We start from the raw sequence: 26,181 nt of genomic DNA, 5'->3' as shown, positions 1-26,181 counted from the left end.
TTGCGGGCCGGAAAACCTGACCGGGGAATTCTATGGCTATGTTCCGTTCATCTCGCCGGCAAGCGGCATTCGATTTCGACCTCCTGATGCCGGAAACGCCGGTGCGCCGCTCGGCGCGCGCAGCAAATCCCGATCGCGATGTGGTAGACGCGGAATTTGTCACCATCAAGGAAAACCGTTCGCCTCGGCCCGGAAACGACAACCGTGGTGCGGCGCGTCGGCAGAAGCAAAAACCACCCGTCACCGCGGGCGTGCTCGGTTTGGCATTCGTCGGCTGGGTGGATCGCAAATTGTCGCGACTGTCTGCGGATGCCTATTCGGCGCTGGTCGCGGGGCTCGCCATTTTTGTTTTCATCTGCTCGGGCGGCCTGTCGGTCGTCGTGCCGGAAAAATCGGCTGTTGCCGCGCCTGTTAACCCGCTTGCCATCTCCCATGTCACCGTTACCCCGCAGGAGGCGGGCGGCATGGAGGTCCTGCTCATCAACGGCATCGTTGAAAACAACGGAACAGCGGTTGAGGACGTGCCCGCGCTTCGCGCCGACCTCTTCATTGCCAAGGGACAGCTCTTGGCCAGCATGGTCATCGAGCCGCCGGTCAGGCAGATGCAGCCTGGCTTCAGCCATGGTTTTTCGGCAAAGTTGCGCCATCCCGGTGGAAAAATGCCTGACATCAAGCTTTCCTTCGTCGAGGCGGGTGCGTCCGAACGCTGACTGTGCTAACGCGTCTCCTGTATTTTTACTGAAAGGTAAAATCGGCAAGGCGTAGCACAGGAGTAAGAATGCCCGTCGTCCGTGGAAAAAATATCGAGCCGCTTTACACCGCCGAGCAGATCGCCGAGCGCAATCGCGACATGGCCAGGCACATCGCCAGCGGCCCGACCAAGGATTTGCTGGTCATTGCCGTGCTCAAGGGATCGTTCATTTTCGCGGCCGATCTTATCCGCGCGCTGCATGACAGCGGTCTTGCGCCCGAAGTCGAATTCATCACGCTGTCGAGCTATGGCGCCGGCACGGTTTCGCAAGGGGTGCGGATCGTCAAGGATATCGACAGCGATGTGAAAGACCGCGATGTCCTCCTGATCGACGATATTCTCGAATCCGGCCGCACTTTGCGTTTCGCCAAGGAACTGCTTTACGAACGCGGCGCCCGCAACGTCACCATCGCCGTGCTGCTGGACAAGAAGGTCAAGCGCAAGGAAGATCTGGAGGCCGATTATGTCGGTTTCGAATGTCCGGACTATTTCGTCGTGGGTTACGGCATGGATGTGGCTTATGCCTTCCGCGAACTGCCTTTCGTCGGCGTCGTGACCGGCGACGCCTGAGCTTTTTCGCCGTGCCGGGATGGCACATTGCGGAGACGCCTCGTTAACCATCCACCCAGCGAAAGGCTGGGTGTTTACCTCTTGAAAAGAGGAGCCTGCGATGTTGCTCACGGCTGGAAATGATGCCCAGGAGCAATGATTGATGGCGAAGATTTTGATTACCGAAGACGAGGATGCATTGCGGGCTTTCGTCGCCCGCGCGCTGCGTCTCGACGGTCATGAGACCCATGAGGCGGCAGACGGCGAGCAGGGGCTGGAAAAGCTTCAGGAAACCAGTTTCGATCTTCTTCTTTCGGATATCCGCATGCCGGTCATGGATGGCATCGAGCTGGCGCACCGCGCCGCTGAACGCTTCCCGGCCATGCGCATCCTGCTGATGACGGGTTATGCCGAGCAGCGAGAACGGGCTGACGATCTTGCGGAGAAGATCGTCGATGTGGTTTCCAAACCCTTTGCGCTTCCGGATATCCGCAAGGCTGTAGCGCGGGCGCTTGCAGCCTGAGTGTCGAGATTGAAGAGATTTAAAGGGCGGCCTTCGGGCCGCCTTTTTTGTTGGCCGGACATCACCGCAGTCGTCGTTGCGCTATTCCCACCTTCCGTCATTCCGGCCTTGAGCCGGAATATAGCCAGCCCAAGTCCTTGGGCTGAAAGGATTCTTTCCGCCGCGCAGACGCGCGTCGACTGGATGCCGGATCAAGTCCGGCATGACGGAAAAGTTCAGGCGTTGAAGACATAATGAGCCGCAGCATTGCCTGTGCGTAACCCTCACTGTATGTCCAGCAATCGCTCCAGATACCGCCGTTCGATTTCACCGGGCGGATTGTTGCCGAGTTTTTCGCGGATGGCTTCGAGGATTTCGCGGGCGCGCTGCACGTCGATCTCATCAGGCACCTTCACCTGATCGCCGAAATCCGGGCCGGTGGTGCTGCGCGGACGGCCGAGCGGGTCGCGGCCGTTCTGGCCGCCCTGGCCCGCCATGCCCTCCTGACCCTGTCCGGGCTGCTGGCCCTGTTGGCGCATGGCCTGCATGATCTGGCCCATCATGTCCTGCGCGCCCTGACGCAGCGCATTGAGCGCATTGCCCTGACCTTCGACAGCCTGCTCGCCCTGGCCCTTGCCCAGCGCCTCGCCGGCGCCCTGCATTTCCTGCTGCGCCTTGCCGAAGTTTTCGCCCGGTTCCATGCCGAGATCGCGTAGCCCCTGCTGCAATTCGCCGAGCTGCTTGCCGAGCGCATCCTGCTGCGCCCGCAGGTTTTTCAGCGCTTCACGCAATTGTTCGGCGGTCATCTGGTCACTTGGCTGTCCGCCCTGCTGGCCATTTTCGCCTTGTTGACCCTGCTGTCCCTCTTGCGGTTGCTGGCCGTTTTCACCCATCTGCTGCTCGTCGTCGCCCTGCTGCGGGTCACCGCGCTGCATCCGGTCGCGCAGCGCCTGATCGAGCTTGAAGGTTTCGTCCATCAGCTTTTGCTGCTGCTGCAGGATTTCGCCCAGCTTGTCGATCTGCTGGCGCATCTTGCTGCTCTGCTGCTGCCCCTGTTGACCCTGACGCTGCGGCCGGCCGGCCTGTAGATTGTTCATCATGCGCTGCAGCTGCGAGAGCATTTCCTGCGCCGCGTCGCGATTGCCGGAACGGGCGAGGTTTTCGATCTGGTTCATCATGTTTTCCAGATCGCGCTGGCGCAGCACGTTTTGTGCTTGGCTGTTCATGTTGGCTTGCGGCGCATTCTGCATGCGCTGCGCTAGCTCGCTCATGAATTGCTGCATGGCTTCCCGCAATTCCTGCATCAGCTTGGCGATTTCCTCGTCGGAGGCATTGCGCTGAAGCGCTTCGGAAAGCGCAGTCTGCGCATCGCGCAGGCGTCTTTCGGCCTGCGAAAGGTCGCCATCCTCAATGCCGAGCGCGATTTCCCAGAGATAATCGGCCGTGTCCTTCAGCATTTCCTCATTATAGGCGAGCCGCATGCGGGTCTGCGCCGATTGCAGCAGGAGATAATGGGTGGTGTTGGGAATGGTCTCTTCGGGGCGCATGCCCACCGCCTCGTTATAGGCAATCGCCTTCGGCATCTGGCGTGTGTCGAGCGAGAAAATCTGCCGCTGCTCGGCAATGGAGGCCGCCAGCGGTTCGGAGAAGTTGCGGCCCGGCAGCACCATTTCATGCGCGGGGCTGCGGCCGGTCTGGCCGGCGCCGTCAGTCGCCACCAGCGTGATGCGCACGCGTTTTCCCGCCATCGGATGTTCGGTCAGGTTGCGGCTGGTCAGGCCCTTGATCTCGCGATTATTCTGTCGCGGCAGATCGAGCTTGAATTCCGGCGGCGGATAAAGCGCGGTCGCACCTTCCGCAACGCCAATCGGCTCGATGATGGCGTGAGCTTCCTTCAGCCCATAATCGTCCTTGGCGGTGAAGCCGATTTCCAGCGCGCCGTTAACGGCCCGGCGCGGCATATTGTCGAAGGCGATGCTGGGCGGCTGGTCGGGGATGACGTTGAACACCCATTGTTCGCCATTGGCGGTGATCATACCGCTTTCGGTAACATCCATGGCGAAAGTGCGCGGCGCGACGGGCTGGTCTGCCGAACGAACCGGCGTTTGAACGGCGATATCGCCGCTTGCGCTATCGGCACGCGCCGCTTCCGGCGCAAGCTTTTGCAGCGCGCCTGCCATTTCAGGCTCGAAAGTCACTTCCTCGCCGCCATCGCCGCCGGTCATGCGGATCGTCAGCTTGGAGGACTGCGGCACGGAAACCGCGTCACGGTTGGTTGCGTCGCGTCCGGTCAGGAAAATCGGCGCGCGGCCGGTATAGGATGGCGGCGTGACCCAGGCATCGAGACGGATATCGGGATTGAGGGGACCGACGGCCGGTCGGCTGCGGAAGGCATCGGCAATCGTGCCCGCACCGTTGGAATAGGAAAAACCGAAGGCGGCCGCCAGAAGAAGGGCGGGAAGGGCGCGCAGCGCGAGGCGGTCATAACGGGCGATATCGGGTTTCGGCAGGCCGGCATTCAGCGCGGCGATGCGCTCCGCCATGCGGATCTGATGTTCTTTCCACAGCGTTCGCGAAAAGGGCGTATCGAAGGCCGGTTCGTCCTCCTGCACGCCAACCGGCTGGTGCGCCAGACCGTTGCGATCTTCAAGCAGGCGGGATGCATCATTATCCGTCGGCCATTTCAGCCGCAGGATTGGCAAAAGCGTGGCGATGAAACTGAAAACCAGCACGAAAACAACGCCGAGCCGCAGGAAATCCGGCATGTGCCGGTAGAGACCGAACCAGGCAAGCGCCAGAAACACGGCGGCGATGGAGAGCGGCCACAGCGTTTTCGGCGCAATTTTTTCCGAAAGCAGTACGATTTTAGCGAAGAAGCGCTTGGCGGCAACCCGGCGGGCAAGGTCCGGCCGCTGCGCGAACGCGCCGGTCGGGCGCTTTCTGCCTGTCCTGTCCTCTCCGGCTGTGGTCATCAATCCGTTCTCCCGGTTCTGGCCACGTCGAACGCCATTCCCGGAACGGCGAGCTGTTTCATGTCACGGAGCAAGGATAACATTCTTTGTGGCGAAGACGAGGGCACCTAAGCCCTCACCCCCATTTTTTAGGCAGCTTCGCTTGATTGTGATCGACCAACCGGTGATGCGGGCGAGATCAATCGAGCCAGGCGGGCACGGAATCGAGCGCGATCAGCTCTTCATAGGTGCCGCGCGGGCGAATGACGTGGAATTTGTCATCCTTCACCAGCACTTCCGGCACCAGCAGGCGCGAGTTGTAGGTGCCGGCTTGCACCGCGCCATAAGCACCGGCGGAACTGACGGCGATCAGGTCGCCCGGCTGCGGCGCGGCCATCTCCCGGTCGAGCGCCAGATAATCGCCGGTCTCGCAGACAGGTCCAACGATATCGGCCTTGATGCGCGGCGCGTCTGCGGCGGGCTGCACCACCGGACGGATGCCATGATAGGCCTCGTAAAGCGTCGGGCGGATGAGGTCGTTCATCGCGCCGTCGACGATCACGAAGGTCTTTTCGCCGCCGTCCTTCACATAGATCACTTCCGTCACCAGAATGCCGGCATTGCCGACGATCAGGCGGCCCGGCTCGGTGACGATCTTGCAGTTGAGGCTCTTCAGCTCGTTCTTGACGATATGGGCATAGGCATCCGGCAGCGGCGGCGGATTATTGTCCTCGCGATAGGGAATGCCGAGGCCGCCGCCAATATCGACATGGCTGATCGTGTGGCCGTCGGTGCGTAGCGCCTCGACAAGTTCGCGCAGCAGCCGGAAGGCGTCCTCGAAAGGCTGCAATTCGGTGATCTGGCTGCCGATATGCATGTCGATGCCGGTGACTTCGATGCCGGGCAGGGTGGCGGCATGGGCATAGACCGCGCGGGCGCGCTCATAGGAAATGCCGAACTTGTTCTCTTTCTTACCGGTGGAAATCTTGGCGTGGGTGCGCGCATCCACATCCGGATTGATGCGGAAGGAGACATGCGCCCGCTTGCCCACTTTCACGGCGCGCAGGTTGAGGACTTCCAGTTCAGGTTCGGATTCGATGTTGAAACAGTAGATGCCGGCTTCCAGCGCGTAATCCATTTCCGCCACCGTCTTGCCGACGCCGGAAAACATGATGCGGCTTGCCGGAACGCCGGCTGCGAGTGCGCGGCGCAATTCGCCGCCCGAGACGACGTCGATGCCAGCGCCGAGCTTTGCCAGCGTCTTCAGCACTGCCTGGTTGGAATTGGCCTTCATGGCGTAACAGACCATGGCGTCCACATCCGCAAAGGCGCCGGAAAACACCTTATAATGGCGCTCCAGCGTCGCGGTCGAATAGACGTAGAAAGGCGTGCTGACCGCCTGGGCGATCTCAGGCACGGGCACGTTTTCGGCGTGCAGCACGCCGTCGATATAGCCAAAATGGTTCACAGGCTTTTATCCGTCAGAGAAGCTTGTCGAGAATGAACGGCCGTTCCGCCGTCGCCGGCTTTGTCTCCGTTCCGTCGGCATTGCGCTTGTTGCGCATTTCGACCGGCGTGCTCGGCGGGTCGATGTCGCCCTTACGCCCGCAGGCGCTGAGAACAAGGCTGACGGCGAGCGTCATGCCGATGGGAACGATAAGTTTGCGCGCGGTTTTTGAAAGCATGGGCCTGTCCAAAGGAAATATGTGCCTCTCTGATAACGAAAAACAGGGCGCTTGTGCACCCTGTTTCTTGTGATCGCAGCGTAACGCGATTTTATCAGTTACGTCCGCGCCACCAGGCGATCTGCTTCTTCACCTCCGAAGGTGCGGTGCCGCCGAAGCTGGTGCGGCTGGCAACCGATGCTTCCACCGAAAGAACGTCGAAAACACCCTTGGTGATGCCGGGGTGGATGGCCTGCAATTCCTCAAGCGAAAGATCGGCGAGGTCGCAGCCCTTCTTCTCCGCCAGCGCCACGGCATTGCCGGTCACATGGTGGGCATCGCGGAAGGGCAGGCCCGCTTCGCGCACCAGCCAGTCGGCGAGATCGGTGGCGGTGGAATAACCCGAACCGGCGGCGGCGCGCATGCGGTCCTTGCGCACTTCAAGGTCGCGGATCATGCCGGTCATGGCGGCAATCGCCAGTTCCAGGCTCTCGGCGGCGTCGAAAACCTGTTCCTTGTCTTCCTGCATGTCCTTGGAATAGGCGAGCGGCAGGCCCTTCATGACCGTCAGAAGAGCGATCAGCGAGCCGTTGATGCGGCCGGTCTTGGCGCGCACCAGCTCGGCGGCATCAGGGTTCTTCTTCTGCGGCATGATCGATGAGCCGGTGGAAAAGGCATCCGAGAGGCGGATGAACCCGAATTGCGGCGTCGACCAGATGACGATTTCTTCGGCGAGGCGCGACAGATGCGTGGCGCAGATGGAAGCGATCGACAGGAATTCCAGCGCGAAATCGCGGTCGGAGACAGTGTCGATGGAGTTGCGGGTCGGTTCGCGGAAACCGAGCGCCTTGGCCGTCATATGGCGGTCGATGGGATAACCGGTGCCGGCGAGTGCGGCTGCGCCGATCGGGCTTTCATCCAGATGCTCGATGGCGTGGCGCACGCGGGCGCGGTCACGGCCGAACATTTCCACATAGGCCATGCAATGATGGCCGAAGGTCACCGGCTGCGCCGTCTGCAGATGGGTGAAGCCCGGCATCACGGTATCGGCATTTTCTTCGGCGCGGTCGAGGAAGGCGGCGATGAGGGCCGTCAGCATACCCTCGGTCTTCTGCAGTTCTTCCTTGACCCACAGGCGGAAATCGAGCGCCACCTGGTCGTTGCGCGAGCGGGCGGTGTGCAGGCGGCCGGCGGCCGTGCCGATGAGGGTTGCAAGCCGCGCCTCGATGTTCATGTGAATGTCTTCGAGCTTGCGCGAGAATTCGAAGGTGCCGGCTTCGATCTCTGACAGGATCGTGTTCAGGCCGTGAGTGATCTTGTCTTTATCTTCCTGCGAAATAATGCCTTTTTCCGCCAGCATGGCGGCATGCGCCATAGAGCCGCGGATGTCCTGGGCGTAAAGCTTCTTGTCGAAGCCGATGGAGGCATTTATCTCTTCCATGATGGCAGACGGCCCGGAAGCGAAACGCCCGCCCCACATCTGGTTGGAGGATTTCTGATCTGTGCCGTCAGCCATGTTCGCAGTGCCCTGGAGTATTCGATGACAGAAAAAAGGCCGTTCAGGCTTCCTTCCGCCAAGTTGGTTGCAATTGCTGCCGTTGCCGGTGTCTTAAGCGGCGCGGGCGCGGTCTGGTTCAGGCATATTGGGTCTGAGAGCCCGGTTCAAGGGGCAGCGGTGACTGACGCCGGTTTATGTGAGGGCGCGGCAAACCGCATTGCCTCGCTGAAGCCGTTTCTGAAAGGGCAGGTTGCGGCCATGTCGGGCACAGACAGGCCGCGCGTCATACCGATTTCCTTCAAGGGGCCGGAGGCACAGGAGATGACGCTTGCCGATCTCAAGGGCAAGACGGTTCTGCTCAACCTCTGGGCCACATGGTGCGTACCCTGCCGGGAAGAGATGCCGGCGCTGAACGCTCTGGAACATGAAAAGGGCGGCAATGATTTCGAGGTGGTGGCCGTCAATATCGACATTGGCGCGGACGAAAAGCCGAAGGCCTTCATGGACGAATACAAGATCGACGCGCTGAAGCTCTACCGCGACAGTTCCATGGGCGTCTTCAATACGCTGAAAAAAGAAGGCCTCGCTTTCGGCCTGCCCGCGACCATGCTTCTGGACGAAAACGGCTGTCTGCTTGCCGCCATGAATGGCCCGGCCGCCTGGGACAGTGAAGATGCCAAGGCGCTGGTGTCGGCAATGAAGGCCAAATAAATTTGCTGATCCGTAGGGGAGGGGGCTCCCTCCCTCATCCGGCGGCCTTCAAGACGTGTCCCTTGGGTTTTAGCGCGTCGGAACCGGCGTCTCGCCGCGATAGTCGTAGAAGCCGCGGCCGGATTTGCGGCCGAGCCAGCCTGCCTCGACATATTTGACCAGCAGCGGGCAGGGGCGATATTTGCTGTCGGAGAGGCCGTCATGCAGCACCTGCATGATCGACAAACAGGTGTCGAGACCGATGAAATCGGCAAGCTGCAACGGTCCCATCGGGTGGTTGGCACCGAGCCGCATGGCGGTATCGATGGCCTCCACCGAGCCGACGCCCTCATAAAGCGTATAGATCGCCTCGTTGATCATCGGCAGCAGGATACGGTTGACGATGAAGGCCGGGAAATCCTCGGCGACGGTGATCGCCTTTTCCAGCGTCCGCACATAATCCTTGGCCGCGTCGAAGGTCTTTTCATTGGTGGCGATGCCGCGCACCAGTTCCACCAGCTTCATCACCGGCACCGGATTCATGAAGTGGATGCCCATGAATTGTTCGGGGCGATCGGTGGCGGATGCAAGGCGGGTAATGGAGAGGGACGAGGTGTTGGTGGCCAAAAGCGCCTCGGGCTTCAGCACGGGGCAGACCTGCGCATAAATCTTGCGCTTGATCTCTTCGTTTTCGGTTGCCGCCTCGATGACGAGATCCATCGGTGCGAGGTCGTTGATATCCGTCGAGCCGCTGATGAGCGCCAGCGCCTCTTTTCGGGCGTCGTCCGAAAGTTTGCCGTTGGTAACCTGGCGGGCGAGGTTGCCATTGATCGTGGCAAGACCGGCTTCAATGCCGTCCTTGGAAAGGTCGTAAATATGAACCTTGTAACCCGCCAAGGCGGAAACATGCGCGATGCCGCAACCCATCTGACCGGCTCCGATGACACCGATATTCTTAAAGGGGGCGGTCATATGCTGGTCTCCTCTTGGGGATTTCATCTGCGTTCTGGTCGGCGATGTTACGCATATCGCCGCAAAAGAGAAGGCGGTGCGTTTAAAAAACGCACCGCCCCCGATAGCTGTTGAAAATCACAGCGCCTTTTCGAGTTCCGGCAGCGCCACGAACAGATCTGCGACGAGGCCATAATCGGCGACCTGGAAGATCGGCGCCTCCTCGTCCTTGTTGATGGCGACGATGACCTTCGAGTCCTTCATGCCGGCCAGGTGCTGGATGGCGCCGGAAATACCGGCGGCGATGTAAAGCTGCGGCGCAACCACCTTGCCGGTCTGGCCAACCTGCCAGTCGTTCGGCGCATAGCCCGCATCGACGGCCGCACGGCTGGCGCCGACGGCTGCACCCAGCTTGTCGGCGACGGGAAGGATGACTTCCTTGAACTTTTCCGACGAACCGAGTGCACGGCCGCCCGAGATGATGATCTTGGCCGATGTCAGTTCCGGACGGTCGGACGAGGCCAGCGCGTCGGAAACGAAGCTGGAAAGGCCGGGGTTTGCGGCAGCGCCAATGGTTTCAACTGCTGCCGAGCCGCCTTCGGCTGCGGCCGCAAAGGCGGTCGGACGCACGGTGATCACCTTCTTCGCATCGGTCGCCTGCACCGTCTGGATGGCGTTGCCGGCATAGATCGGGCGCTTGAAGGTATCAGGGCTGACGACCTCGATGATTTCCGAGACCTGGGCCACGTCGAGGAGGGCCGCAACGCGCGGCGTGACGTTCTTGGCGGAGGCGGTCGCCGGCGCGATGATGACGTCATAAGAAGGGGCAAGCGAGACGATCAGCGCCGCCAGCGGCTCGGCGAGCGCATTGGCATAGGATGCGTCGTCGGCGAGCAGCACCTTGGAAACGCCGGAGAGTTTCGCGGCAGCGTCGGCGGCACCCTTGGCACCGGAACCGGCAACCAGAATGTGGACGTCGCCGCCGATCTGGGTTGCCGCTGTCAGCGTCTTGCCCGTCAGGTCGGAAAGGGTTGCGTTGTCGTGTTCTGCCAGAAGAAGAATGGCCATAAAAATATCTCCCTTTTCCGAAACCTTAGAGGACGCCGTCGGCTTTGAGCTTTTCGACCAGCTCGGCAACCGAACCGACCTTGATGCCAGCCTTGCGGCCTGCCGGCTCCTCGGTCTTCAATACCTTCAGGCGCGGCGAAACATCGACACCGAAATCGGCCGGAGCCTTTTTGTCGAGCGGCTTCTTCTTCGCCTTCATGATGTTCGGCAGCGAAGCATAACGCGGCTCATTGAGACGAAGATCGGTGGTGACGACGGCGGGGAGCTTCAGCTCAACGGTCTGCAAACCGCCATCGACTTCACGGGTGACTGCGACCTTGCCGTCGGAAGGCTCGACCTTGGAGGCGAAGGTGCCCTGGCCCCAGCCGAGCAATGCTGCCAGCATCTGGCCGGTCTGGTTCGAATCGTCGTCGATCGCCTGCTTGCCGACGATGACGAGGCCGGGCTGTTCGGCTTCCGCCACGCCCTTCAGAAGCTTGGCGACGGCCAGCGGCTCGACCGTCTCGTCGGTCTCGATCAGGATGGCGCGGTCGGCGCCCATGGCGAGCGCGGTGCGCAGCGTTTCTTCCGCCTTGGCCGGGCCAATGGAGACCACCACAACCTCTTCGGCCTTGCCGGCTTCCTTCAGGCGCAGCGCCTCTTCCACGGAGATTTCGTCGAACGGGTTCATCGACATCTTCACATTGGCAAGCTCAACGCCAGAACCGTCCGATTTCACGCGGATCTTCACGTTGTAATCGACGACTCGTTTGACGGGGACAAGGATCTTCATCGGCGGCTTTCCTCAAACTCCTGTCCGCGAGATAAGTAGACCGCGCGGACCTCCAAAAACAGGTTGGCGACATGGATAAGCATTTTTCCCGCAATTACAACGGAGCAATGTTCATTATCACATGCACGCAAGGCATATCTTACGTTGACGTTAACGTAAATACGTTATCTCTTCGCCATGGGCTCATCAGCTCCCGTCATAGCCCCGTTCGATTTGCGACAACCCTGCCGTTTGCGACGGATTCTTGAACTGCGCCGCCTTGGGCGGAACAATGGTGCGGTCAAACAGCGGAACATCGGGCCTGCGCATGAAAATCACCATGATTGCGCCGGCTACTATGCCACCGACATGCGCGCCCCAGGATACGTTCTCTTCCAGCCCGAGCGCCAGCATCAGAAACTGCTGGCCGATCCACAGCGCCAGCGGAATGAAGGCGGGCAGAGGAAGCGGAATGCGCATGAAGACCAGCACCCAGACACGCACCTTTGGGTGCAGCAGGAAATAGGCCGCGACGACGCCGGAAACCGCACCGGATGCGCCGATCAGCGGCCCTTCCGAAGTGGGAGCGACAAAACCGTGTAACAGCGCACCGGCAATGGCGCAGGCGATGTAAAAGATCAGGAAACGGAAATGGCCGAGCGCATCTTCGACATTGTCACCGAAAACCCAGAGAAACAGCATGTTGCCGGCCAGATGCCAGAAATCCAGATGCAGAAACGCGTAGGTGATCACTGTCACATCGTCTGGCACCACCTGCAGGGCCGGCTCGAGATAGGCGTAATCGAAAACCACCGCAGGAATAAAGCCGAGGCCGAGTGCGGCGGCATTGGCCTGCGTGTCGCTGGCAAGCACACCGGTAAACAACCAGACCAGCACATTCACCACAATCAGGCCGATCGTGACATATTGCAGCCGGATGTGTTTGAGGGAATTCGCATCGTGCAGCGGTATGAACATCGAATGCCCTTTGGTTGCGCAATTGACGCGCTTTAGCGGTTCTTGCCGGGAATCCACAATATGTCGGCCTTGCCCGCATCATTGGCAAAACGGGCGGCGACGAACAGGAAGTCAGACAGGCGGTTGGCATATTTCAGGGCAGCCGCGCTCACGATCTCGTTTTCGGAGACCGAAAGTTCCACCATCAGCCGTTCCGCCCGGCGGCAGATGGTGCGCGCCATGTGCAGATTGGCCGCCGCGGCGCTGCCGCCCGGCAGCACGAAAGAGGTCAGCGGTTCGAGTGTGGCGTTGAGTTCGTCGATTTCGTTTTCCAGCCGGGTCACCTGGCTTTCAACGATACGCAGCGGTTCATAGGAGAGTGGTTCGCCGCTATCCGGCGTGGCGAGATCGGCGCCCAGATCGAAGAGGTCGTTCTGGATGCGAAACAGCATCTCATCCAGCTTCTTATCAAGGCCACTTGTGTGAAGCCGCGCCACGCCGATGGCCGAATTCGTCTCGTCCACCGTGCCATAGGCCTCGATGCGAAGATCGTGCTTCAGGCGCCGCGGGCCGGACACCAGCGCCGTCGTGCCCTTGTCGCCGGTGCGGGTGTAGATTTTGTTCAGCTTCACCATGTCAACGGCCGCCGCCGGTGAGCCAGAGGGTGAGCATGATCAGCGCGATCGCGATGGCCTGCAGGAGAAGGCGAAGCTGCATCAGCTTGTTGGAACGGTTGGCGTCCTGCCCCTTCAGCATGTTGAATAGGCCGCGTATCAGCACGATGACGACAAGGCCCATGACAATAAGGGCGAGAACGGTGGTGAAGCCGGACATGCGGGGTGATTCCTCCTCAATCGAACCTGCGCAACAGACGATAGAACAGTCCGGCAGGCAAGAGCCGTTTCAGCAGGAGCCCCTGTTTGGCGGGAACGGTAACGGGATAATGCGGCTTCGGTCTTGGTGCGGTCAAGGCGTGTTTCAGTACGGCGTAGACGGCATCGGGGCCAAGCTTGTGGCGGCTGACAGGGCCGGAACCGTCCATCCGCGCCAGCTGCCGTTTGTATTCCGCCGCATGGGCAGAATTCTCGAGATCAATATTCCCCTTGATATGGGCAAGCGCGGTCGCCGTGAATTTAGAGGTGATCGGCCCCGGTTCTATCAGGCTCACGTGAATACCGCTGCCCTGAAGTTCCATCCGCAGCGTCACCCCCAGCCCCTCGATCGCGAATTTCGATGCGGTATAGGCGCCGCGATAACGATAGGGGACGAGGCCGAGAATGGAGGAGCAATGCACGATCCGGCCTGCGCCGCGGGCACGCATGAAGGGAATGACCTGCCGTGTCAGATCGTGCCAGCCAAAGACATTGGTTTCGAACTGCGCCCGCAGCGCTTCGACAGGCAGATCTTCCACCGCTCCCGGCTGGCCATAGGCGCCATTGTTGAAGAGCGCGTCGATACGGCCTCCCGTGCGCGTTGCCACCGTCTCCACCAGGGCGGCGATGGTTTCCGGCTTGGTATAGTCCATGATCAGTGTTTCGATGCCCTGATTTTCCAGCGCGGCCATATCAACGATGCGCCGCACGGTGGCGAAGACCCGCCAACCGTCGCGGTGGAGGGCGCCGGCGCAATGGGCGCCGATGCCCGAGGAGCAGCCTGTGATGATGATGACGGGCTTTTCAGACATATGCCGCTCCGGGAAACCGACTATTGCTCTGGCCCGGTTGACCGGTCCGTGAAAATCGCATTGCGCAAAATCCTTCTCGGTGACGGAACCGAAAGCCGACCTTGCGCGCTGTACAAAGCGAAGCTGATTTCCCATATTCGGCTCGAAGTTACAAATGAAATGCCGATGAATGGAGGTGACATGGTTGCCGCAGTGCGCCTGGCAGGCAAGGTTGCCTTCGATGCCTATTCCCATTTCGCCGAGGATGACGGCTGGGCGATGGCGAGCCATATGGCGCTGTCCATTTTGCTGGCCCTGTTTCCGTTCCTGATCTTCGGCACGGCTCTCGCCGGTTTTCTGGGAGCGGATCAGTTTTCCGAAACGGCGGTGCATCTGATTTTCGACACCTGGCCGGAAGCGATTGCCGGGCCGCTCGCGGCGCAGGTGCAGCAGGTGCTGACCATTCCGCGCGGCGGGCTGCTGACGATTTCGGTGCTGGCGGCCGCCTATTTTGCGTCCAATGGTGTGGAAGCGCTGCGTATTTCGCTGAACCGCGCCTATCGAGTCACGGAAACGCGCTGGTGGTATGTCACCCGTCTGCTCAGCCTGCTTTACGTGCTGATCGCCGTTGTGGTCTTCACCGGCATCAGTATCGTGCTTGTCGCGGTGCCGGTCGCCATGTCCTTTGCGGAGGAGAAGTTTCCCTGGCTGACGGATGTTCTGAACACCGTCTCCAGCCTCGGTCTTTACGGCACCATCGTGGTTCTGACGGCGGGGTTGGTGGCGGCGCATCTGTGGCTTCCGGCCGGCAAGCGCCGCATCTGGGATGTCTGGCCCGGTATTCTGCTGACGATGATCTTCTGGGTCATCGGTGCGGCCATATTCGCCTATTACCTCTCCACCTTCGCCAATTATGCCGCGACCTATGCCGGTCTCGCCTCGGTGATGGTGGTACTGGTGTTTCTTTATATGGTCGGCGTCATCTTCATGCTGGGGGCTGAGATGAATGCCGCCCTGATGAAATACAAGGTCCGGCAGATCATCCGCCGCAATATCGGCGGCAACAGCGCGCGTCGCGAGCAGGTTCTAGAGGAGCCCGACAAGCCGGCGGATATCTGAGGGCGCTTCACCTTCCGAACGAAGCGCGGAAAGCCCGGTGCTGCCTTCGCTTTTCGAGAGCTTGCGTCCGTCCGCGCCCAAGATCAGCCGGTGATGGTGGTAAGCCGGTTGCGGCAGGTCCAGCAGGTGCTGCAGCAGCCGGTGAATGGCGGTGGCGTGGTAGAGATCCATACCGCGTACCACGTGGGTTATGCCCTGCAGCGCATCATCCACCACAACGGAAAGATGATAGCTCGAAGGCGCGTCGGAACGCGACAGTACCACATCGCCCCAAAGCGCGGGCAGGGCTTCGATCTGCCCCGACTTACCATCGCCACTCTCTTCCCAGAACAGAGGGATGCCGGCGGCGCGGATTGCTTTTTCCATGTCGAGCCGCCAGGCGTGCGGGCGGCCGGAGGCGAGCAGCGCATCCCGCTCCGCCTTTGGCCTCTTCCGGTCGATGGCCGGGTAAAGCGGCGCGCCATCGGGATCGCGCGGCCAGAGCCCTCCCTCCGCCTCGAAAATACGAACGATTGCCTTGGTTTCTCCACGGCTCAAAAAGGCAGGGTAAACGAGCCCTGCCTCGATCAGCCTGTCCAACGCCATGCGGTATTCATCGAAATGCTCCGATTGCCGCCGCACCGGTTTCTCCCAGTCGAGACCCAGCCAGCCAAGATCGTCATAGATCGCCTGTTCCAGCTCCGGTGTGCAGCGCGTCTGGTCGATATCCTCGATACGCAGCAGAAAGCGGCCGTCATTGTCTCGCGCCATATCGTGGTTCAGGAAGGCGGAAAGCGCGTGGCCGAGATGCAGCAGGCCATTGGGGCTTGGCGCAAAACGGTAAACCGGTTTTTGACGGAGAGGCGAAGGCATGGTTTCTTCTGCCATGTTTTAAAGCACCCCGCCAGCGGCTGGCGGCATATGGAATGACGGACATGAAAATCATTACCGGGATGGATGACATCAGCGAAGGGCTGGAGCATCTCGCCCAACTCGATCCGGCTCTCGGCCTCGTCATCGAAAAAGCCGGTCCGCTGGAACTGCGCATTCATGAGCCCGGCTTTTCCGGCCTTGCCCATATCGTCGTTTCGCAGATGGTGTCGCGCGCCAGCGCCAATGCCATATGGGCGCGTATCCTTGCCGGCACCGGCGGCGTGGTCACGGCGGAAAATTATCTCGGCGTCCCGGAGGAATCGCGTGCCACTTTCGGTCTTTCGCGCGCCAAGGCGACGACGCTGGAAGGGCTGGCGCGCGCCGTCACGGAAGGGCAGATCGATCTTGACGGCGTGGTGCGCAAGGAGGGGCGCGCGGCCCTTTCCGAGCTGGTTGCGCTTCGCGGTATCGGCCCGTGGACGGCGGAGGTCTATCTGATGTTCTGCGGCGGGCATCCGGATATTTTTCCCGTCGGCGATGTGGCGCTGAGATCGGCGGTGGCTCATGCGCTTGCCCTGGAGGTCAGGCCGGAAGCGAAATGGCTGGCGGAACGCGCGGCGCTCTGGTCGCCATGGCGCTCCGTGGCCGCCCGGCTTTTCTGGGGCTATTATGCCAATATCATGCGGCGCGCCATGGTGCCGCTGCCCTGAGCGGGGTCAAAAATCGGCGATACTGTAGGGCAGCGCTCCGCGCGAAAGATGGTCGAAATGCAGCTTGCGTTTCAGCGGCGGCACGGCGCGCTGCACGCAATCCACCCTCTCGCAGACCCGACAGGAAATGCCGATCGGTTTGAAGGAGGCCGCATTGCCGAGATCGAGCGTATCGGCATAAACGAAATTCTGCGCATGGGAAATTTCACAGCCGAGCGCGATGGCATAACGCGGTCTCTCCGTGTTGAAACCGGCGCCGGCCTTTTCGATCTGCGTGGCGATGGAAAGATAGCGTACGCCGTCAGGCGTTTCGGCGAGCTGCCTCACGATCCTGTCGGAGCTTTCGAAGGCCTGATGGATATTCCACAGCGGACAGGCCGCGCCGAAACGGGCAAATTGCAGCCGCGTGGCGCTGTGGCGTTTGGTGATGTTGCCAGCGCGGTCGATTTTGGCGAAAAAGATCGGCACGCCCTTCATGCCCGGCCGCTGCAAGGTGCTCAGCCGGTGGGCCACCTGCTCAAGGCTCGCGCCGAAACGAACGGCCAGAAGTTCGAGGTCGTGGCGCAGTTCCTGCGCCGCCCGGTGAAAGCGGCCATAGGGCAGGATAAGGGCTGCGGCGAAATAATTGTGCAGCCCGATACGACAGATTTCCGCGGCTTCCGCATTGCGGAAACCGGCACCGGCCAGCACTCTGTCCACCGTTGCGCTGGCGTGAAGCTGGGCGATCTGCAATGCAAGCTGAAAACAGCGGGTCGGCGCGGCCATGTAGGAACTGAGGGCGAGCGTCTTGCTGGCAGGATCGAAGTGCCGGATCAGACCGCCCGCCGCCTCGGTTCGGGTGATATGGATGCCGTAACGGCTCTTCAGATGCGCCGCCAGAATGCCGTATGTCTCGCCGCCTTCTATCTCCAGTTCTTCCGCCAGCTCCTCGGCCAGAAGATCGATCTCGGCAACGTAATTGTCGACGAAGTGGAAGAAGTCGCGCACCTCCTCATAGGGGGTTCTTTCCACCTGCGCGGTGCCGCGGCCCAGCCGGTCATCCAGCTGCACCAGCTGCTCGCTGTTCTGGCGATAGGCCTGATGGGCGCGCAGGAGGGCATGGGCAAAACCCGGCGCGTTCTGGGCAATCAGCTTCAACTCCTGAAGCCCCGGCTCGTAATTCAGGAACAGCGGGTCTTTCAGCGCCTCGCGCACGGCGGAAACCAGCCGGTCGCTTTCACCGGTCGCCAGTTCCGCCATATCGAGCTGGAATTTTTCCACCAGGGTCACCAGAACGCTCGCCGAAACCGGGCGCTGGTTATTCTCGATCTGGTTCAGGTAGCTCGCGGAAATGCCAAGCCGTTCAGCAAATTGCGCCTGCGTGGCGCGGGCGTTTTCGCGAAGGCCGCGAACCTTGCGGCCGATGAAGAGTTTTTCCGTCGCCATGTTGCAACTTTGCAAAATTAAACATTGCAAATATTTATGGCACGCATACGCGCACGATCAAGGCTTCTAGGCGAATGTTTTCTAAGCTATTGATTTTGGGGAAACGCATGGAGGAAACATGCCCAGCATTCTGGAGCAATTGCAGACGCGCCGCGACGAAGCGCGGCTCGGCGGCGGCGTTAAGCGCATCGAAGCGCAGCATGGCAAGGGCAAGCTGACGGCGCGCGAGCGTATCGATGTGCTCCTGGATGAAGGTTCCTTTGAAGAATACGACATGTACGTCACCCACCGTGCGGTGGATTTCGGCATGGCGGAGCAGAAGGTGGCGGGCGACGGCGTCGTTACCGGCTGGGGCACCATCAATGGCCGGCAGGTCTATGTGTTTTCGCAGGATTTCACCGTGCTCGGCGGTTCGCTCTCGGAAACCCATGCCCAGAAAATCTGCAAAATCATGGATATGGCGGTGCGCAACGGGGCGCCGGTGATCGGCCTCAACGACAGCGGCGGCGCGCGTATTCAGGAGGGCGTGGCGTCGCTTGGCGGTTATGCCGATGTGTTCAAGCGCAATGTCATCGCCTCCGGCGTCGTGCCGCAGATTTCCGTCATCATGGGGCCCTGTGCGGGCGGTGCGGTTTATTCGCCTGCTATGACCGATTTCATCTTCATGGTGCGCGATACCTCCTACATGTTCGTGACCGGGCCGGATGTGGTCAAAACCGTGACTAACGAAATCGTTACGGCTGAGGAACTGGGCGGAGCCTCCACCCACACGAAGAAATCCTCCGTCGCCGACGGCGCTTATGAAAACGATATCGAGACGCTGGAACATGTGCGGCTGCTGTTCGATTTCCTGCCGCTCAACAATCGCGAAAAGCCGCCGGTGCGCCCGTTCCACGACGATCCGGCCCGGCTGGAAGCGCGGCTCGATACGCTGATCCCTGATAGTTCCAACAAGCCCTATGACATGAAGGAACTGATCCACGCGCTGGCCGATGAAGGCGATTTCTTTGAGCTGCAGGAGGCCTTTGCCCGCAACATCATCACCGGCTTCATCCGTCTCGAAGGCCAGACGGTGGGGGTTGTCGCCAACCAGCCGATGGTGCTGGCCGGCTGCCTCGATATCGACAGTTCGCGCAAGGCGGCGCGTTTCGTGCGCTTTTGCGATGCCTTCAACATTCCGCTGCTGACGCTGGTGGATGTGCCGGGTTTCCTGCCCGGCACCGCACAGGAATATGGCGGCGTCATCAAGCACGGCGCGAAACTTCTCTTCGCCTATTCGGAAGCGACGGTGCCGATGGTGACGCTGATCACCCGCAAGGCCTATGGCGGCGCTTATGACGTGATGGCGTCCAAACATATCGGCGCAGATGTGAATTATGCCTGGCCGACGGCGGAAATTGCCGTGATGGGCGCGAAGGGTGCGGCGGAAATCCTCTATCGTTCCGAGCTTTCCGATCCGGAAAAGATCGCCGCGCGTACGAAGGAATATGAAGAGCGTTTCGCCAACCCCTTTGTGGCGGCGGAACGCGGTTTCATCGATGAGGTCATCATGCCGCATTCCTCGCGCCGCCGCATCGCCCGCGCCTTCGCGTCGCTGCGTAACAAGAGCGTGGAAACCCGCTGGAAGAAACACGACACTATTCCGCTCTGAGACTGGAAAAATGCTTCGGCCACCTTACTATATGTTTGTTCAGGCGCCCGGATGTCCGGATGTCCTCCCGAAACGCACAAGGACAGATTTTTATGGCCGAGAATTTCTCCGCAGATAATTTCCCCGCCGGATATGAAGTGCCCAAGGTCTGGACCTGGGACAAGGGCAATGGCGGCCAGTTCGCCAGTATCAACCGCCCGATTGCCGGTCCCACCCATGAGAAGGAACTGCCGGTCGGCAAGCATCCGCTGCAGCTTTATTCGCTGGCCACGCCGAATGGCCAGAAGGTCACCATCATGCTGGAAGAACTGCTGGCCGCCGGCCACAAGGGCGCAGATTATGATGCCTGGCTGATCAAGATCGGTGAAGGCGACCAGTTCGGTTCAGGTTTCGTCGGCGTCAATCCGAATTCCAAAATCCCGGCGCTGATGGATCACTCGACGCCTGAGCCGACGCGCGTTTTCGAAAGCGGCTCGATCCTCGTTTATCTCGCGGAAAAATTCGGCGCCTTCCTGCCGAAGGAGGGCAATGCCCGCACGCAGGCGCTGAACTGGCTGTTCTGGCAGATGGGTTCCGCCCCTTTCCTCGGCGGCGGTTTCGGGCATTTTTATGCCTATGCGCCGGTGAAGATCAAATACGCCATCGACCGCTACGCCATGGAAGTCAAACGCCAGCTCGACGTGCTGGATCGGCATCTGGCCGAGAACCGCTATCTGGCGGGTGATCAATATACGATCGCCGACATGGCCGTCTGGCCGTGGTACGGCAAGATCGCGCTCGGTCAGGCCTATGGCGATGCCGGTGCGTTCCTTGAGGCGGACGGTTACAAGAACGTCATGCGCTGGACGCTCGAAATCGGCGAACGCCCGGCAGTCAAGCGTGGCGTGATCGTCAACAAGACCTCGGGCGATCCGTCCGAACAATTGCATGAACGCCACGACGCCTCCGACTTCGAGACGAAGACGCAGGACAAGATCGGCAAGGCGTAAGAAAAGATTAGAGCGCCAAAAGCGCTCTAACTATTTGAATTGGCGCATTTCCGGACGTAAAAGCAAGGCAGCTTTTAATGGAAATGTTCTGGAAGGACAAAAGATGGCGAACCTGCCCGAAATGACCAAACACAAGGGATTTCCCTCCGGCATGCCGAGCACGGGCGTCCAGTTCACCATCCGCCGCGCCAACCCCAAAGGGGTAACACCTATCAAGATGATACCCCGCCGGGCGCGCAACGACACCAAGGAGCATCGCATCGATGCCGCCTTTCTGCACTCGCTCTGGCACCATTTCGGTGCCGAGCCCTTCGAGCGTGGCAATCTCGACGCCGCCCGCCTCAACCTGCTCTTCGGCCGTGAGGTCGTACCGGCGGAGAAGAATTTCGATCCGCTTTCCTATCAGGCGATGCTGGTGATCGATGAGCGCGTTGCGCGGCAGAATTTCCCCGAGTCTTTCGAGAATTTCTTCGAGATTTGAGTCAATGCCCAGAGGGGGCGTATTTGCAAGACAGAAGGCATAAAAGCGCTGCTCTAGGAGGTTGTCATGCGATGGGTGGAAGAAATTAAGGCTGCGTTTGAGGCTCTCGGTGGAGCGGCCAGATATGCTGATCTCTATGAATATCTTTTAAGAACCACTGCCCGAGAACTAACTATCGAATGGAAAGCCACGGTGCGCCGCACCATCGAGGATCACTCTAGTGATTCTCTTAATCATAGGGCGGATGATCTGTTTCAAAAAATGGGGCACGGTCATTGGGGTTTAAGGGGTGCAGCGGTATCCGAAGAGGAATTGCAGCGCCGAGAGAAGCTTTCTCCTCAAGAGATAGTGAAAGAAGTCTTTGTTCGCGAACACTGGCGTAGTGTCCCCGGCGATAAAATGAATACAACTAATCTCCCTAGCGATGATTGTTTAAATCCCAATGCGGCATGGTGTACCAATACACATTTAGAGATTGAATTGAGCAATGGTGTGAAACTGAGTTCGCCGCTTGCTTGGTACCCTAGACTTTTAAGTGCCACTGCGAGACAGCGCGCCAATTTTGAGTTAACTCCCCTTGGCATCTATTGGCCCGATATAGGTGAGGATATTAGCGTCAGAGGCATGCTGATTGGCATTCGCGGTATTCCTTCTGAGGTGGCAGCTCGATGATTTCGAAAATCCTCATCGCCAATCGCGGCGAGATCGCCTGCCGTGTCATCAAGACCGCGAAGAAGATGGGCATCGCCACTGTCGCGGTCTATTCGGATGCGGATGCCAATGCGCTGCATGTAAGGCAAGCGGATGAGGCCGTTCATATCGGCCCTGCCCCCTCATCGCAGTCCTATATCGTCATCGACAGGATTCTTGAGGCAATCGCGAAGGCCGGGGCGGATGCTGTCCATCCCGGCTACGGTTTCCTGTCGGAAAATGCAGCCTTTGCCGAGGCGCTGGAAAAGGCGGGCGTCGTCTTCATCGGCCCGCCTGTTGGCGCCATCAAGGCCATGGGTGACAAGATCACCTCCAAGAAACTGGCCGCGGAAGCGGGCGTTTCCACCGTTCCCGGCCATATGGGGCTGATCGAGGATGCGGATGAGGCGGTGAGGATCGCATCGCAGATCGGTTATCCCGTTATGATCAAGGCGTCGGCCGGCGGCGGCGGCAAGGGCATGCGCATCGCTTTCAACGATGCCGAGGCGCGCGAGGGTTTTCAGTCCTCGAAAAACGAGGCGAAATCCTCCTTTGGCGATGACCGCATCTTCATCGAAAAATTCGTCACCCAGCCGCGTCACATTGAAATTCAGGTGCTAGGTGATAAGCACGGCAACACACTTTATCTGGGTGAGCGCGAATGCTCGATCCAGCGCCGTAACCAGAAGGTCATCGAGGAAGCGCCGTCGCCCTTTCTGGACGAAGCGACCCGCAAAGCCATGGGCGAGCAGGCCGTGGCGCTGGCGAGAGCGGTCGGTTACCATTCGGCCGGCACGGTGGAGTTCATCGTCGATGGCGAGAGGAATTTCTACTTTCTGGAAATGAACACCCGCCTGCAGGTGGAGCATCCGGTAACGGAACTCGTCACTGGCATCGATCTGGTTGAGCAGATGATCCGTGTGGCATCAGGCGAAAAGCTCTCCTTCGGGCAGGCGGATGTGAAGCTGAACGGCTGGGCCATCGAGAGCCGGCTTTATGCCGAAGACCCCTATCGCAACTTCCTGCCCTCCATTGGCAGGCTGACGCGATATCGCCCGCCGCAGGAAGGTGCGCAGGAGAACGGAACGGTCATCCGCAACGATACCGGCGTCTTCGAAGGCGGCGAAATCTCGATGTATTACGATCCGATGATCGCCAAGCTGTGCGCTCTAGGCAAGGATCGTGAAACCGCCATCGATGCCATGGGGCAGGCGCTGGACCGTTTTGAGGTGGAGGGCATCGGTCACAATCTACCCTTCCTGTCGGCTGTCATGCAGCATGAGCGTTTCCGCGCTGGCCGCCTGACGACGGGTTTTATCGCGGAAGAATTTCCGGAAGGATTTTCCGGCGTGGAACCGGATGAGGCCACGGCGCGCCAGCTTTCCGCCATCGCCGCCATCATCCATCAGCGGCTGCAGAGCCGCGCGGTCGAAATTTCCGGCACGATCGGCAATCACCGCCGCATTGTCGGTCAGGACTGGGTGGTGTCATCAGGCGCATCCCGCCACAGGGTCGCCATTGAAACCGGCACGGATGGCACGGCGGTCCGTTTTGAAGACGGGGCAGCGCTCACCGTCGATACCGGCTGGCTTCCCGGCCAGAGCCTTGGCCTGTTCACGGTCGCGGGTGAGGTTATTGCCGCCAAGGTCGATCTTGCAGGTGCTGCGATCCGCCTGCGCTGGCGCGGCATGGATATTCGTGCCCATGTGCGCAGCCCGCGTGTGGCGGAACTGGCGCTGCTGATGCCGGAAAAACTGCCGCCGGATACATCGAAACTGCTGCTCTGCCCCATGCCGGGCGTCATCACCGGTATTTCGGTGGGTGAGGGCGATGAGGTGGAGGCCGGGCAGGCGCTGGCGACGGTGGAGGCCATGAAGATGGAAAACATTCTGCGTGCGGAAAAACGCGGCCGCGTTGCCAGAGTGGCGGCAAAACCGGGCGACAGCCTCGCGGTGGATGAAGTCATCCTCGAATTTGAGTGAAGGCCGCTGCCGTTTTTCCGGAACGCATGTGGGCCGGAGCGGTTTACGGGGTCGGACCTGCGGGCGGATCGTTCGATTTTCGTCACGATCACCCGCCACAGTGCTAAAATGAAATGCAGAAGGGGAGAGATGCATGTCGGGTGAAAAAACGGTGCGGGATTGGCTGCAGCTTGCCGAAAAGGAGCTGAAGCGCTCACCGGAAACGCTCGTCTGGCACACGCCCGAAGGCATCGAGGTCAAGCCGCTCTATACCGCTGACGATCTTCAAAAGATTTCCCATCTGGACAGCCTGCCGGGCTTTGTGCCATTCACGCGCGGCCCGCGTGCCACCATGTATGCCGGCCGGCCCTGGACCATCCGCCAATATGCCGGTTTTTCCACGGCCGAAGCCTCGAACGCCTTTTACCGCAAGGCGCTCGCCGCCGGCCAGCAGGGTGTTTCCGTTGCCTTCGATCTTGCCACCCATCGCGGTTATGACAGCGATCATCCGCGTGTAGAGGGCGATGTCGGCAAGGCCGGCGTGGCGATCGACAGCGTCGAGGACATGAAAATCCTGTTCGATGGCATTCCGCTCGAAAAAGTCTCGGTGTCGATGACCATGAATGGCGCGGTCATTCCGGTGCTCGCCAGTTTTATCGTTGCGGGGGAAGAACAGGGCGTGCCCCGCGCCGCCCTTTCCGGCACAATTCAGAACGATATCCTCAAGGAGTTCATGGTCCGCAATACCTATATCTATCCGCCGGAGCCCTCGATGCGGATCATTGCCGACATCATCGAATATACGGCAAAGGAGATGCCGAAATTCAATTCCATCTCCATTTCCGGCTATCACATGCAGGAAGCGGGCGCGACGCTGGTGCAGGAACTGGCCTTCACGCTGGCGGATGGCCGCGAATATGTGCGGGCGGCGCTGGCCAAGGGGCTGAATGTCGATGATTTCGCCGGTCGCCTGTCGTTCTTTTTCGCCATCGGCATGAATTTCTTCATGGAGGCGGCCAAGCTGCGCGCCGCGCGCCTGCTCTGGTCGCGCATCATGGAAGAGTTCAAGCCGCAAAAGGCCTCGTCGCTGATGCTGCGCACCCATTGCCAGACGTCGGGCGTCTCGCTGCAGGAACAGGACCCCTATAACAACATCGTCCGCACTGCCTTTGAGGCCATGTCCGCCGTGCTCGGCGGCACGCAGTCGCTGCATACCAATTCCTTCGATGAGGCGATTGCCCTGCCGACGGAGTTTTCCGCCCGCATTGCCCGCAATACCCAGCTTATCCTTCAGCACGAAACCGGCGTTACCAAGGTGGTCGATCCGCTGGCCGGCTCCTATTATGTCGAAAGCCTGACGGATGAACTGGCAGAGAAGGCCTGGGCGCTGATCGAGGAGGTCGAGGCGCTCGGCGGCATGACGAAGGCCGTGGCGGAAGGCCTGCCAAAACGATTGATCGAGGAGGCGGCGACACGCCGGCAGGCGGCGGTGGACAAGGGCGAAGAGGTTATCGTTGGCGTCAACCGTTATCGTCTCGAAAATGAAGAGGATATCGATGTTCTCGATATCGACAACGCCGCCGTTCGCGCCGCGCAAATCCGCCGCATCGAAGAAACGCGCCGCCGCCGCGATGGCAAGGACGTGACCGCCGCTTTGGCAGCACTTTCCCAGATCGCCCGCAGCGGCAAGGGCAATATTCTCGAAGCCGCCGTTGTTGCCGCCCGAGCCCGCGCCACGGTGGGAGAGATTTCCGATGCGCTGCGTGCGGCCTTCGGCGACCATGCCGCCGTGCCGGAGGTGGTGAGCGATATTTACGGCGAGGCCTATAAGGACGAGCCGGAACTTGCCACGCTTGCCGCCCGGCTTTCCGGTGTGGCTGAGAGGATCGGCACCAAGCCGCGCATCATGGTCGCCAAACTCGGGCAGGACGGGCATGATCGCGGTGCGAAGGTCATCGCCTCCGCCTTCGGCGATATCGGTTTTGATGTGCTGGCCGGCCCCCTGTTTCAGACACCCGTTGAAGCGGCTGATCTCGCCGTTCAGAACAGGGTGCATGTGGTCGGCATGTCGTCGCTCGCCGCCGGTCACAAGACGCTTGCGCCGCAGCTGGTCGAGGCGCTGAAACAGAAGGGCGCGGAAGACATTATCGTCGTTGTTGGCGGCGTCATTCCACGGCAGGATTATCAGTTTCTGCTCGACCACGGTGTCTCGGCGATTTTCGGCCCCGGCACCAATGTCATGGATGCCGCCAACAAGGTCCTCGACCTGCTCGAAGGCGTCAGGCGCAACGCGTGAGGGGAAGACGGC

At 60.3% G+C, this 26,181-nt stretch carries 25 protein-coding genes; 12 read left to right on the top strand and 13 right to left on the bottom strand.

The annotated features are described in order from the left end of the window. Window positions 1-38: 38 nt before the first annotated feature. The 3 genes from FY152_17380 to FY152_17370 all read left to right on the top strand — a co-directional run bounded on the left by FY152_17380 (window position 39) and on the right by FY152_17370 (window position 1,823). Window positions 39-710 carry a DUF3426 domain-containing protein gene (locus tag FY152_17380; protein UXS33939.1) on the top strand — a complete coding sequence of 224 codons (672 nt, stop codon included), beginning with the start codon at window positions 39-41 and terminating at the stop codon, window positions 708-710. A 68-nt stretch (window positions 711-778) separates the two neighbouring features. Continuing rightward, on the top strand, window positions 779-1,321 hold the full coding sequence (gene hpt / locus FY152_17375; protein UXS33938.1) for a hypoxanthine phosphoribosyltransferase: 543 nt from the start codon (window positions 779-781) through the stop codon (window positions 1,319-1,321). Window positions 1,322-1,463: 142 nt separating this feature from the next. Further along, window positions 1,464-1,823, top strand: a complete 360-nt coding sequence (locus FY152_17370; protein ID UXS33937.1) for a response regulator — start codon at window positions 1,464-1,466, stop codon at window positions 1,821-1,823. A gap of 263 nt (window positions 1,824-2,086) precedes the next feature. Here the strand turns inward: FY152_17370 and FY152_17365 are convergent, their stop codons facing one another. From FY152_17365 to argH, 4 genes are all read right to left on the bottom strand, one after another. Further along, the gene (locus tag FY152_17365) at window positions 2,087-4,774 is read right to left on the bottom strand and encodes a TIGR02302 family protein (GenBank protein UXS33936.1); all 2,688 of its coding nucleotides are present in this window, start codon (window positions 4,772-4,774) and stop codon (window positions 2,087-2,089) included. 178 nt (window positions 4,775-4,952) lie between these two features. Then, window positions 4,953-6,221 carry a diaminopimelate decarboxylase gene (lysA, locus tag FY152_17360; GenBank protein UXS33935.1) on the bottom strand — a complete coding sequence of 423 codons (1,269 nt, stop codon included), beginning with the start codon at window positions 6,219-6,221 and terminating at the stop codon, window positions 4,953-4,955. Window positions 6,222-6,234: 13 nt separating this feature from the next. Further along, on the bottom strand, window positions 6,235-6,438 hold the full coding sequence (locus FY152_17355) for a hypothetical protein (GenBank protein UXS33934.1): 204 nt from the start codon (window positions 6,436-6,438) through the stop codon (window positions 6,235-6,237). 94 nt (window positions 6,439-6,532) lie between these two features. Continuing rightward, on the bottom strand, window positions 6,533-7,933 hold the full coding sequence (gene argH, locus FY152_17350) for an argininosuccinate lyase (protein UXS33933.1): 1,401 nt from the start codon (window positions 7,931-7,933) through the stop codon (window positions 6,533-6,535). 24 nt (window positions 7,934-7,957) lie between these two features. Between argH and FY152_17345 the strand changes: the two genes are divergently transcribed. After that, a complete protein-coding gene (locus tag FY152_17345; GenBank protein ID UXS33932.1) occupies window positions 7,958-8,626 on the top strand; it encodes a TlpA family protein disulfide reductase in 669 nt (222 codons plus the stop codon). A 69-nt stretch (window positions 8,627-8,695) separates the two neighbouring features. On the opposite strand, the gene FY152_17340 is transcribed toward FY152_17345, so the two are convergent. From FY152_17340 to FY152_17310, 7 genes are all read right to left on the bottom strand, one after another. Next, the gene (locus FY152_17340; GenBank protein ID UXS33931.1) at window positions 8,696-9,577 is read right to left on the bottom strand and encodes a 3-hydroxybutyryl-CoA dehydrogenase; all 882 of its coding nucleotides are present in this window, start codon (window positions 9,575-9,577) and stop codon (window positions 8,696-8,698) included. 117 nt (window positions 9,578-9,694) lie between these two features. Further along, entirely contained in the window at window positions 9,695-10,624 is a 930-nt protein-coding gene (locus FY152_17335) for an electron transfer flavoprotein subunit alpha/FixB family protein (GenBank protein ID UXS33930.1), read from the bottom strand. A gap of 25 nt (window positions 10,625-10,649) precedes the next feature. Beyond that, on the bottom strand, window positions 10,650-11,396 hold the full coding sequence (locus FY152_17330; protein ID UXS33929.1) for an electron transfer flavoprotein subunit beta/FixA family protein: 747 nt from the start codon (window positions 11,394-11,396) through the stop codon (window positions 10,650-10,652). A gap of 186 nt (window positions 11,397-11,582) precedes the next feature. After that, window positions 11,583-12,353: a rhomboid family intramembrane serine protease gene (locus tag FY152_17325; GenBank protein UXS33928.1), complete on the bottom strand. Its 771-nt coding sequence runs from the start codon at window positions 12,351-12,353 to the stop codon at window positions 11,583-11,585. Window positions 12,354-12,385: 32 nt separating this feature from the next. After that, window positions 12,386-12,967 carry a cob(I)yrinic acid a,c-diamide adenosyltransferase gene (locus tag FY152_17320; GenBank protein ID UXS33927.1) on the bottom strand — a complete coding sequence of 194 codons (582 nt, stop codon included), beginning with the start codon at window positions 12,965-12,967 and terminating at the stop codon, window positions 12,386-12,388. A 1-nt stretch (window position 12,968) separates the two neighbouring features. Continuing rightward, a complete protein-coding gene (locus FY152_17315) occupies window positions 12,969-13,166 on the bottom strand; it encodes a twin transmembrane helix small protein (GenBank protein UXS33926.1) in 198 nt (65 codons plus the stop codon). 16 nt (window positions 13,167-13,182) lie between these two features. After that, on the bottom strand, window positions 13,183-14,016 hold the full coding sequence (locus FY152_17310) for an SDR family oxidoreductase (protein UXS33925.1): 834 nt from the start codon (window positions 14,014-14,016) through the stop codon (window positions 13,183-13,185). A 180-nt stretch (window positions 14,017-14,196) separates the two neighbouring features. On the opposite strand from FY152_17310, the gene FY152_17305 reads away from it, so the two are divergent. Continuing rightward, a complete protein-coding gene (locus tag FY152_17305; GenBank protein UXS33924.1) occupies window positions 14,197-15,114 on the top strand; it encodes a YihY/virulence factor BrkB family protein in 918 nt (305 codons plus the stop codon). Here the strand turns inward: FY152_17305 and FY152_17300 are convergent. Beyond that, window positions 15,082-15,981: a tRNA glutamyl-Q(34) synthetase GluQRS gene (locus FY152_17300; protein ID UXS33923.1), complete on the bottom strand. Its 900-nt coding sequence runs from the start codon at window positions 15,979-15,981 to the stop codon at window positions 15,082-15,084. The two genes, FY152_17305 and FY152_17300, sit on opposite strands and share 33 nt — an antisense overlap. 38 nt (window positions 15,982-16,019) lie before the next feature. Between FY152_17300 and FY152_17295 the strand changes: the two genes are divergently transcribed. Next, a complete protein-coding gene (locus tag FY152_17295; GenBank protein UXS33922.1) occupies window positions 16,020-16,676 on the top strand; it encodes a DNA-3-methyladenine glycosylase 2 family protein in 657 nt (218 codons plus the stop codon). Window positions 16,677-16,682: 6 nt separating this feature from the next. On the opposite strand, the gene FY152_17290 is transcribed toward FY152_17295, so the two are convergent. Then, on the bottom strand, window positions 16,683-18,101 hold the full coding sequence (locus FY152_17290) for an XRE family transcriptional regulator (protein ID UXS33921.1): 1,419 nt from the start codon (window positions 18,099-18,101) through the stop codon (window positions 16,683-16,685). 118 nt (window positions 18,102-18,219) lie between these two features. Here FY152_17290 and FY152_17285 point away from each other — a divergent pair, with 118 nt between their 5' ends. The 6 genes from FY152_17285 to scpA all read left to right on the top strand — a co-directional run bounded on the left by FY152_17285 (window position 18,220) and on the right by scpA (window position 26,169). After that, window positions 18,220-19,752, top strand: a complete 1,533-nt coding sequence (locus FY152_17285; protein UXS33920.1) for an acyl-CoA carboxylase subunit beta — start codon at window positions 18,220-18,222, stop codon at window positions 19,750-19,752. 92 nt (window positions 19,753-19,844) lie between these two features. Continuing rightward, window positions 19,845-20,741 (top strand): glutathione-dependent disulfide-bond oxidoreductase, encoded by an 897-nt coding sequence (gene yghU / locus FY152_17280; protein ID UXS33919.1) that lies wholly within the window; start codon window positions 19,845-19,847, stop codon window positions 20,739-20,741. A gap of 103 nt (window positions 20,742-20,844) precedes the next feature. Next, complete coding sequence (locus tag FY152_17275; protein ID UXS33918.1) at window positions 20,845-21,222, top strand: hypothetical protein; 378 nt, start codon at window positions 20,845-20,847, stop codon at window positions 21,220-21,222. 399 nt (window positions 21,223-21,621) lie between these two features. Continuing rightward, the gene (locus FY152_17270) at window positions 21,622-21,894 is read left to right on the top strand and encodes a DUF2442 domain-containing protein (GenBank protein ID UXS35091.1); all 273 of its coding nucleotides are present in this window, start codon (window positions 21,622-21,624) and stop codon (window positions 21,892-21,894) included. Beyond that, on the top strand, window positions 21,891-23,894 hold the full coding sequence (locus tag FY152_17265; GenBank protein ID UXS33917.1) for an acetyl/propionyl/methylcrotonyl-CoA carboxylase subunit alpha: 2,004 nt from the start codon (window positions 21,891-21,893) through the stop codon (window positions 23,892-23,894). Before FY152_17270 ends, FY152_17265 begins: the two co-directional genes overlap by 4 nt. A gap of 133 nt (window positions 23,895-24,027) precedes the next feature. Further along, window positions 24,028-26,169 carry a methylmalonyl-CoA mutase gene (gene scpA / locus FY152_17260; GenBank protein UXS33916.1) on the top strand — a complete coding sequence of 714 codons (2,142 nt, stop codon included), beginning with the start codon at window positions 24,028-24,030 and terminating at the stop codon, window positions 26,167-26,169. Window positions 26,170-26,181 lie beyond the last annotated feature (12 nt).

Origin of the sequence: Agrobacterium tumefaciens (genome assembly GCA_025560025.1) — a bacterium.
Lineage (GTDB): Bacteria > Pseudomonadota > Alphaproteobacteria > Rhizobiales > Rhizobiaceae > Agrobacterium.
The sequence above is the reverse complement of the archived record's forward strand: the minus strand, read 5'-3'. Positions and strand labels throughout refer to the sequence as shown.